This is a genomic window from Haliea sp., from assembly GCF_040222615.1.
In the GTDB taxonomy this organism is placed as follows: Bacteria; Pseudomonadota; Gammaproteobacteria; order Pseudomonadales; family Halieaceae; genus Haliea.
On the sequence record NZ_JAVKCQ010000097.1, the window covers coordinates 1 to 7547 of the forward strand.

A 7547-nucleotide genomic window follows, 5' to 3' on the forward strand; every position below is an offset into this window, starting at 1 on the left:
CACCACTCCCTTACAACCCGCACCCGCCTGTCAACATGCTACACAACAGATCTCCTGGGGTAGATCTCTGTCGTCTTTTCACAGGTGGCCCCAGGGGGCCGACTAGCAATGGTAGTGACATAAACACCTCCTTTGAGTTGAGCGACTACTGTCGCGTTGTGGATGAAAACGTTGCCCAGACGACTCGCAGGCGGGGCCTGGCGAGCGCGTCGGAGACGACGAGGATGGTTAAGTAAAAGCACCGACCGGAGTCGATGGCATGGAGAATGGACTGCCGACCCGGAGGTCGGTGCGCCGCGTGCAGTCCTGGACGCACAGGCCCGTTGTAACCGGACGGTCGAGGGCGGGCCCCCTCTTTTTGCCACTGATCCGCAGTGGCCACGGGTAATTCGGTCTACGGTGAGTATTCTACGAACCGGTCACGCGCGCGTCCTGCCAAAAATCGGCCTTAAGGCGGCGTGCTTTCGGGGCTCGGAGCCCTCGTCACTACCCCGCTGCGCTCGCTAGTGACGATGGCGGGCCTGGCACTCGGGTAATCCCAGGGGCAGCACAGCGAGGGCTGCAGCCGATAAGGTGGAAACCCCTTCACCACCCGTCGGCGTTTGTGGCCATATGGCAGGACCGTGCGACTTGACTCGATGGCGTACGACGCCTCCAACACGGAAAAGTCCGCCCGCTCTCGACGGGGTTTATGGTGCCACTGGCACCACTTAGTCCGCCCAGGTCGGACCGGGTTTTCGGTTGTTGTAGTTATAGTAGTTAAGTTACTACTACAACAACCAACTACAGCAAACCCCAATTCCACCGCCTTCGAATTTTGGTGCTGGTCCACAAGGGCATCATAACGATCACGCACCACCCTGGTGCAAACTCCATGCGATCAAAGAAGCCAAAGCCCTCAACCTCTCCAACCCCTTTCGACTAGGACCACAGAACCAATGTGGTTCCATGATGTCAGAAACTCGTATAGAATTCTTACATCATGTAGAGGTGAAGCCAATGAGGACCTTACCCGAAACCATCTTGCGACATGCCCGCTCCCTCCCCGAGGGTGGCGTGCTATCGCCCAAAGAATTCCTGCATCTCGGAAGCCGAGCCGCTGTTGATCAGGCGTTCTCACGGCTGACCAAAGGAGGCAAGCTGATACGCGTGGCGCGCGGCACCTACGTGGCCCCGGTTTCAAGCAGGTTTGGGACTCGCGCACCCGCGGCTGAAAAGGTTATACGTTCACTGGCAGAGCGAAGCGGTGAAACAGTGGTTCTGCACGGCGCAAACTCAGCTAACGCTCTGGGCCTGACCCAGCAGGTACCCATCAAGGAGGTTTACTTGACGTCCGGTCGCACTCGGAAGCTGAAGCTGGGCAAGGGGGAAGTCCTGGTCAAGCACGCCCCCCGCTGGATGCTGGCGCTTGGAACGCGGCCTGCCGGCGAAGCCGTCCGGGCGTTGGCCTGGATCGGATCGGCACATGCCGATGCATCCCTTGCATCGCTGCGCCGCATTCTTCCCCCCGCCGAATGGAGAGCGTTGAGCTCGGCTCGCGCTGCCCTGCCTTCCTGGATGGCACAGGCCATCGGAAAGGAAGCGGCGCATGCCTGAAAGTTTTTTTGAACTCGGCCAGAAAGACCAACGGGACGCTCTCGAATACGTCCGAGCCGAAACCGGACGTCCCACCCATCTCCTGGAAAAGGATATCTGGGTGGTCTGGACACTCCGAGCACTATTCGAAGCGCCAATAGGCTCTGACCTCACCTTCAAGGGCGGCACGTCACTTTCCAAGGTCTACAAGATCATCGACCGGTTTTCCGAAGACATCGATCTGACGTACGACATCCGCAAGCTGATTCCCGACCTGGCAGGTGAAAGCGGGGAGCTGCCACGCAGTCGCAGCCAGGCCGGCAAGTGGACCAAAGCTGTGCGTCGTCGTCTACCCGATTGGATTACAACCCATATTCAACCTGTCATAGAAACAGCACTGGCCAAAGACAGACTCCAATCGCAACTTGAGCAAGGCGGCAAGGATAACGACATACTGATGCTCCACTACCCTGCCCTCACCAACGGCACCGGGTATATTGCGCCGGTTGTCACAATGGAATTCGGCGGTAGAGCAACTGGCGAGCCACACGAAATACAATCCGTAGAATGCGACATTGCCGAGCACCTGGCTGAGATAGAATTCCCAACTGCATCACCATAGGTCATGAGCCTTGCTCGAACATTCTGGGAGAAAGCGACGGCTGCCCACGTATTCTGCGCCCAGGGCCGTCTCCGCGGAGAGCAGTACGCTCGACATTGGCACGACCTGGCCGCAATCAGCCGTAGCGAACATTATGCTGCTGTAATATCGGATCACGCAATTGCCTCAACGGTTGCTGAGCACAAGTCACATTTCTTCATCGAAAAAAACGTCGACGGCGAAATCATTGACTATTTCGCGGCAACGACGGGGAAGCTGAAGCTCGTTCCAGACGGTAATGCGAGAACTGCCCTTGCCAAGGATTATGAAGCCATGATGGCTGACGACGTTATGGTTGGAAAAGCACTTCCATTCGATGCGCTGCTGGACGCCTGTGCTGCCATCGAAGCAACCATCAACGAATCCGCAACAGTTAATTCTTTGCCGGGTCGAGCCCAATAATAAAGGCTTGAGGTTGGATCGGTGATAGTGAGAGTCATGACAGGTGAGTCTCGCAGTTCCATGCGAGGTCAGGCAGGCATCATCAACACGGTTTAATGAATATCGGTGACGCCCCCTTTAGTGGGGGGTAGCCTAGAGCCGCAGCCCAGCCATAGTGCGTATTGTAAAGACGCTACCGAGCGTTTATTCTTTGCAGGGTAGGTTGGTGGGTATTTGAACTATTGCGTTGTAACTTATTGATTTTAAAAGGTATATGGCGGAGAGAGAGGGATTCGAACCCTCGATAGGTTTTACCCTATACGCCCTTAGCAGGGGCGCGCCTTCAGCCACTCGGCCACCTCTCCAAAACTTTTTCCGGGCTTTCCGGGGCGCGCGTTACTCATCGCTGCGCTCCTCTCCAGAAGGCGCGCATGATACCACAATGACTGCAAAATCAAAGGCCCGAACTCAACGGCGGGCAGCATCGGGCAGCGGCACCATGCTCCGGGAAAGTACTTGCTTGAGCACGATGCGGGTATCGATGTTCGCCACCTGGGGAATACTCGCCAGACTCTCCTTGACGAAGCGCTCGTAGTGCGCGAGATCCTCGACGGTCACGCGGAGCAGGTAGTCATGGCCGCCGGTCAGTACCGAGCATTCCGTGACCTCGGGCAGTTCCCGCACCGCGGCCTCGAAGCAGTTGGCGTTGTCCAGGCTGTTGCGTTCCAGCTGCACGAAGATCAGGGCGGATATTCCCAGCCCGAGGGCAGCGTTATCCAGACGCAGGGTGTAACCCTGGATGATGCCGCTCTCCTCCAGCCGCCGGAGCCGGCGCAGGCAGGGAGTGGGCGTGAGATGAACCCGCTCCGCCAGTTCGGCGTTGCTGATGCGGGCATTGTCCGCCAGGGCCTGGAGAATGGCCCGATCGGTTCGGTCGATAAAAGCTGGCATAAACACCTACAATCAGAAACTTTATGACTACTTTATGCCAAAGATAGAGAATTTGGCATCGATTTTTGGCAGGTCCGGTTTTCTCATCACTGCTACCATGCTCCTTTCCAACAACCCCGAAGGAACAACCGGCCATGCGTACCCCCCTGACCCAGGCCTTCGATACCTGGATACGCAACGACTTCCGGGCCATGAATACTGAGCTGGAAGCGCTTTATTTCGCCCGGGAACAGCGGGAAGACGTCGACGGCGTCGGCGACGCTATCAAGCAACAGCTGGTGGCCGAGGGGCGCGAGTTCATTGTCGCGCTGCTGCGGGAGGGCAATACGGACGAGGGCTTCGACCAGGGTTTCGAGCTGCTGGGAGACGTGGGGCTTTATATGGCGGCCTGCCGGCGCCACGGCATCACCGATCCCGCCCGGGAGCAGCGTTCGCCGCTGACGGAAGCGTCCGCGCTGGCCATGCAGCTGGGCGCGTCACTGGGGTCCATACCCCGCTTTGCGTCCAGCCACCTGGAAACCCACAACCGGGCGGTGAACGGTGTCTACAAATCCTTTACCAGCCTTGCCGACGAGCGCCTGTTCCTCGATTACAACACCCGCGGGGTGCTCGCCTATATTCGGGCGGCGGAAGCCCTGCTGCACGTGCTGCCGTTGGGGGTGTCGCACCCGGTGACTCCGGACCTGCTGTGCGCCGCGCGCACGGCGCTGGAGGATGTTGCGCACTCCAATGCGGCCCTGTTCGAGGCCCTGGATATCGATCGCTTCTTCTACTGCATCCGGCCCTATTACAAACCACATCGGGTTGGCCTGCGCGAATACCGGGGTGCCAACGCTGGGGACTTTGCCGGGATTAACATCATCGACCTGCTGCTGGGCCTGTGTCGCGCCGACGACCCCTACTATTCGCAGCTGCTGGTGGACAAGTTTCTGTTCATGCGCCCGGAGGACCAGTTGCTGTTGCGCGACTGCATGCGCAGGCGCAGCCTGCTGGACAGCTTCCTGGAGGAACTGCCGGCACACGCCGGCGAGCCCTGGTTCCAGCAGAATGCCAGCGCCTTTCTCAAGGTCTGCGCCATGCACGGCAAGGTCGCCCTGCAGCACCACGAGCAGCTGGTGGAGAAGTTTATCGCCCGGCCAGCCAAGGGCGCCGGCCTGGAGGACAAGGCCGACCTCAGCGCCAGCGGGCCGCCACTGCCGGTGCTGCTGAAGGGCCTGCGGACCCTGTGTGACCTGCGCGCCGCCGCCGACCGGGACGATATCCCCAGCCGTTATGCGGACCTGCAACGCTTGCGCGGCGCCCTGCAACAGTGACCCGCTACAACACCCTGAACAACAGCCCGGAGATCCCCATGCACCAGGATTGCTTTGCCCCCTGCCCCGACATCTACCTGCTGAACCACTCGGTGGGGCGCATGCCGCTGGGCACCGAGGCCAGTCTGCGCGAGCATTTCCTGACCCCCTGGGAACAGGGTGACCCGGAGCCCTGGCCCCTGTGGCTGGAGTCCATCGCGCGCTTCCAGGCTGGGCTGGGCCGGCTGTTCAACAGCGCGGCGGAGAACTTCTGTCCGCAGACCAACATCAGCAGCGCCCTGGGCAAGGTGATCGGCGGCCTGCCGCCGCAGCCCGGGCGCAAGGTCATTCTGTTCTGCGAGCACGACTTCCCCTCGGTGGGTTTTGTGCTGCAGCAGGCCGAACGCCTGGGCTTCCAGACGCGGATGATCCCGGCCCGGGAGGATGCGCAGCAGCTGGCAGTCTGGGAGCGCGCCCTGGGGCCGGATGTGCACAGTGTGTTGCTGACCCACGCCCACTTCAATTCCGGCAAACTGATTCCGGTCGAGGACATTACCCGACTGTGCCGCGCCCGGGAGATATTCAGCATGGTCGACATCGCGCAGTCGGCGGGGGTAATCCCGATCGACCTCGGGAAATGGCAGGCGGATGTGGTGCTGGGCTCCTGTGTGAAATGGTTGTGCGGTGGCCCCGGCGCGGGTTTCCTGTGGCTGGAAGCAGAGACTGCCGCCAGGCTGGCGCCCCGGGATGTCGGCTGGTTTTCGCACAGCGCACCCTTCGAGTTTGACATCAACCACTTCGAGTACGCGGCTGGCAGCGCCCGGTTCTGGGGCGGAACCCCGTCAATCCTGCCCTATGTCGTCGCCGGCCATGCGCTGGAACTCGCGAACCGCATCGGCGTGGCTACGGTCCGCCAGCACAACATGGCCCTGACGCAGAAGATCGTGAACGCGGTGGACCCGGCCTGTCTGCGGGCGCCCGTGGACCCGGCCCTGCGCAGTGGCACCCTGGTGCTGGCGCTGCCGGACCAGGACAGCGTGGTCGCCAAGCTGCGTGAGGCCGGCGTGCGTTTCGATGTCCGGCCGCTGGGATTGCGGTTGTCACCGCATATTTACAACACGCCGGAAGAGATAGAGACGGTAGTGGAATGCCTCGACGGCGAGAGCCGCTAGGCTGCAACTGTAGCCAGCAGGAACGGCCGCTCAGGGCCCCTTTTCCTGCTCCGGGGCCGGGGCGTCGTCGCCCTCCTGGATCCGGTTGTAGATTTCCTCGCGGTGCACGGCGACATCCTTCGGCGCGTTGACACCGATGCGCACCTGGTTGCCTTTCACGCCCAGCACGGTAATGGTGATGTCATCACCCACCATGAGGGACTCACCTACTCTGCGGGTCAATATCAGCATAAATCCTTGCCTCCTGTGGTCCGGCAGTACCCCACCGAACAGCGCCTGCCTTGCGCCCGGGTCTCTGTTAGTTGTAGTTCAGATACAGGAAAACGCAACCGCGCCAGCTTGTCAGCCTGCAGCCTCGGCAGTGGGGGGCTTTTCCAGTTCGAATGCGGAATGCAGGGCCCGTACCGCCAGTTCCATGAATTTCTCCTCGATGATAACCGAGATCTTGATTTCGGAGGTCGTGATCATCTGGATGTTGATCCCCACTTCCGCCAGGGCCTGGAACATCTGGCTGGCGACACCGGCGTGGGAGCGCATGCCCACCCCGACAACCGACACCTTGGCGATCTTGCTGTCCGCACGCACCTCGCGGGCGTTGAGTTCGGCGGCCACTTTCTCCAGCACCTCCCACGCCCGGGGCAGGTCCGCGCGGCCCACGGTAAAGGTGAAGTCGGTACTGTTGTCCTCGGCCACGTTCTGGACGATCACGTCCACTTCGATATTGGCATCGCCCACGGGGCCGAGAATGCGATAGGCCACACCGGGCATGTCGGGGACGCCGAGAATGGTGAGCTTGGCCTCATCGCGGTTGAAAGCGATGCCCGCGATAGTAGGGGTTTCCATCAATGACGCATCCTCCAGGGTAATCAGGGTGCCGGGGCCATCCTTGAAGCTGTGCAGCACCCGCAGGGGCACATTGTATTTGCCGGCGAATTCCACCGAGCGGATCTGCAGCACCTTGGAGCCCATGCTGGCCATTTCCAGCATCTCCTCGAAGGTGATCCGGTCCAGGCGGCGGGCGTCATCGACCACCCGGGGGTCAGTGGTGTAGACCCCATCGACGTCGGTATAGATCTGGCACTCGTCGGCCTGCAGCGCTGCCGCCAGCGCCACCGCCGTGGTATCGGAGCCGCCGCGGCCCAGGGTGGTGATGTTGCCGTTTTCATCCACGCCCTGGAAGCCGGCGACCACCAGCACCTGGCCGGCGTCGAGATCCGCGTGCAGGCGGCGGTTGTCAATTTCGCGGATGCGGGCCTTGGTATGGGCATCATCGGTAAGAATGCGCACCTGGCTGCCAGTGTAGGACTTGGCGGCGACCCCGCGCTGGTGCAGCGCCATGCTCAGCAATGCCGTGGTGACCTGCTCGCCGGTGGAGAGCAGGACGTCCATCTCCCGCGCGGAGGGCTGCTCCTGGATGTCGTGGGCCAGACCCAGCAGGCGGTTGGTCTCGCCGCTCATGGCGGATACGACGACCACCAGCTGGTGCCCTTCAGCGCGGAAACGGGCCACCTTGTC

6 protein-coding genes, 1 tRNA gene and 1 pseudogene are annotated in these 7547 nt (G+C 61.1%); 4 read left to right on the forward strand and 4 right to left on the reverse strand.

The genetic code is table 11. The features are described 5' to 3' along the window. Positions 1-999: 999 nt before the first annotated feature. A complete protein-coding gene (locus RJQ10_RS08075) occupies positions 1000-1596 on the forward strand; it encodes a DUF6088 family protein (RefSeq protein WP_350145419.1) in 597 nt (198 codons plus the stop codon). Next, positions 1589-2638: pseudogene (locus tag RJQ10_RS08080) on the forward strand (nucleotidyl transferase AbiEii/AbiGii toxin family protein). Before RJQ10_RS08075 ends, RJQ10_RS08080 begins: the two are co-directional and overlap by 8 nt. A gap of 254 nt (positions 2639-2892) precedes the next feature. Here RJQ10_RS08080 and RJQ10_RS08085 read toward each other — a convergent pair. Both RJQ10_RS08085 and RJQ10_RS08090 read right to left on the reverse strand, forming a co-directional pair. Further along, positions 2893-2982, reverse strand: a tRNA-Ser gene (locus RJQ10_RS08085). Positions 2983-3085: 103 nt separating this feature from the next. Further along, on the reverse strand, positions 3086-3568 hold the full coding sequence (locus RJQ10_RS08090; protein ID WP_350145421.1) for an Lrp/AsnC family transcriptional regulator: 483 nt from the start codon (positions 3566-3568) through the stop codon (positions 3086-3088). Between the two features lie 134 nt (positions 3569-3702). Here RJQ10_RS08090 and RJQ10_RS08095 point away from each other — a divergent pair, with 134 nt between their 5' ends. Both RJQ10_RS08095 and RJQ10_RS08100 read left to right on the forward strand, forming a co-directional pair. Next, entirely contained in the window at positions 3703-4881 is a 1179-nt protein-coding gene (locus RJQ10_RS08095; RefSeq protein ID WP_350145423.1) for a PrnB family protein, read from the forward strand. Beyond that, positions 4878-6032, forward strand: coding sequence for an aminotransferase class V-fold PLP-dependent enzyme (locus RJQ10_RS08100; protein WP_350145425.1), 1155 nt, complete (start codon positions 4878-4880; stop codon positions 6030-6032). The genes RJQ10_RS08095 and RJQ10_RS08100 overlap by 4 nt, the downstream gene beginning before the upstream one ends. Before the next feature lie 30 nt (positions 6033-6062). Here RJQ10_RS08100 and csrA read toward each other — a convergent pair whose 3' ends face one another. Continuing rightward, positions 6063-6263 (reverse strand): carbon storage regulator CsrA, encoded by a 201-nt coding sequence (gene csrA, locus RJQ10_RS08105; RefSeq protein WP_350145427.1) that lies wholly within the window; start codon positions 6261-6263, stop codon positions 6063-6065. A gap of 111 nt (positions 6264-6374) precedes the next feature. Further along, a partial coding sequence (locus RJQ10_RS08110; protein WP_350145429.1) for an aspartate kinase occupies positions 6375-7547 on the reverse strand: 1173 nt, incomplete at its 5' end.